A 1,593-nucleotide genomic window follows, 5' to 3' on the forward strand; every position below is an offset into this window, starting at 1 on the left:
TCATCGTTTATTCCACGGTGTATGGCTTGAATGAGCGGAATAATGCGTGAAGGTTGAATGCCTCCAATCATGGATAAAGTGACATAAGGGATAAAAATGGTTCCACGCTCTATACGGTCATAAGTAAATTGATCATCGCCATTAAAAGCTGTTAAATAAAAGGCGCGGTCTGATTGATATTCCTTTCTTTCTAGATTGGCTAAAAAGCCAGCCAATTCATCACGCACCATTAAGAGACCACGGGGGTTTTCTTTTAAGAGTTCCCCAAGCTTTTCAACAGACACATCATTGACAATAGTGTCATCTTCATTTTTACGAGTAGAAACTAAGCGGTGTGCAAAGTGCATTATGCAATCATATTCGCAATATTAGAAAAATAATAATTTATCATTATTTACTGATACGGAGCGCAGTATTGTAGAAAATAATTTTCTTCAATTACAAAATAAATAAAAATACAGTTGATTAAGGAAATTTTTTCTTTGTATGGAGCACACGTAAAATACGCACAACGCCATTTGAAATATCATAAATCATGATATAATTTGGATGTACAATAAGTTCACGTGTATTTACAATTCGTCCTAAACGACCAAGGGTAGGAAATTTAACAAGTTTTTCTACTTTTTCAGATAAAAGTTGATCAAACTTTAAGGCAGCGGAAGGATTATCTTGTGATATGTATTCACGGATCTTTTTGCGGTCAACGTGTGCTACTTGTGTCCAAATTAGCTTCATAAAGTTGATCTATCTAGTTTACTTTGTGTCTTTAAGCGCCATTCTTTTGCTTCTGCTTCGATTTCTTCAGAAGACATTATATCACCTGCATTAGCAGAGTTTATCCCTAATTGAACTTGTTCCCGAAACCATAAATCGTATGCACTTTTTTCTTTTTGTTCTTTTACGATATCGCGCATATAATCGCGCAATAATTGTGCACCAGATCTATCACACGCCTTTGCTGCTTTGGAAAATTCATTTTTTAATACATCATCGACGCGAAAGGTAAATGTTGTCTCAGCCATTTTACGACCACTTAATGTGTTACAAAGTAGTTCTAATGTAATGTATTTTTACTGTTTCTTCAATAGGTACTATTAGAATAGATATTTTATATCTATTTTGCATTTTCATAGGGTTGAAAGGGACGCCCATAAATCAACGGGCTCTGATAACAACCCAGACAAAAGAGCCAGACCGGTTTCAATGCCTTCACAAATGACCAGATGTTTTGGATTGGCTTGGCTTAAATGCACCCCACCACCCGTTACAGATCCCAACATGGCTTTTGCTGGTTTTTGATCTGTTTTGCAGCCATTGTCTTTTAAAAAGGTTCTATGAATGGCAAAGGAACCAGCCCCCTTAACAAGAGCAATCAACGCGGGCAATGTACCCCCAGAGGGGTGTAGACATTTGTCGTAAAAGCGTAAATCTGTAGGCAAATCACATGTAATATCCCGCATACGTAAATAGGTTTCTGCTAAAGTATTTTTGATTGGTTGGCTTTGTTGCCAAATTGCTCTTTCTGCTTTCCTTTTTGCTTGTTTGAGATCAGCACAAAACTGTTTTGAGAAAGAGAGCGTCTGATCATAA

At 36.8% G+C, this 1,593-nt stretch carries 3 protein-coding genes and 1 pseudogene; all 4 read right to left on the reverse strand.

Annotation, left to right across the window (positions count from 1 at the left end):
* Window positions 1–347 (reverse strand): DUF3987 domain-containing protein (locus tag ACFINX_RS09975; RefSeq protein ID WP_375668785.1); only part of this gene is annotated, 347 nt, incomplete at its 3' end.
* Window positions 348–465: 118 nt separating this feature from the next.
* Complete coding sequence (locus ACFINX_RS09980) at window positions 466–738, reverse strand: type II toxin-antitoxin system RelE/ParE family toxin (RefSeq protein ID WP_375610964.1); 273 nt, start codon at window positions 736–738, stop codon at window positions 466–468.
* Window positions 735–1,025, reverse strand: coding sequence for a CopG family ribbon-helix-helix protein (locus ACFINX_RS09985; RefSeq protein WP_375668786.1), 291 nt, complete (start codon window positions 1,023–1,025; stop codon window positions 735–737). The genes ACFINX_RS09980 and ACFINX_RS09985 overlap by 4 nt, the downstream gene beginning before the upstream one ends.
* Before the next feature lie 105 nt (window positions 1,026–1,130).
* Window positions 1,131–1,593: pseudogene (locus ACFINX_RS09990) on the reverse strand (virulence-associated protein E); the annotation flags it as partial.

Origin of the sequence: Bartonella sp. AP36NXGY, from assembly GCF_042195865.1 — a bacterium.
GTDB lineage: Bacteria > Pseudomonadota > Alphaproteobacteria > Rhizobiales > Rhizobiaceae > Bartonella.

What these genes read in the sequence shown, in the direction of transcription:
- ACFINX_RS09980 (WP_375610964.1), bottom strand. Translation starts at nt 738, where the DNA reads ATGAAGCTAATTTGGACACAAGTAGCACACGTTGACCGCAAAAAGATC.
- ACFINX_RS09985 (WP_375668786.1), bottom strand. Translation starts at nt 1,025, where the DNA reads ATGGCTGAGACAACATTTACCTTTCGCGTCGATGATGTATTAAAAAAT.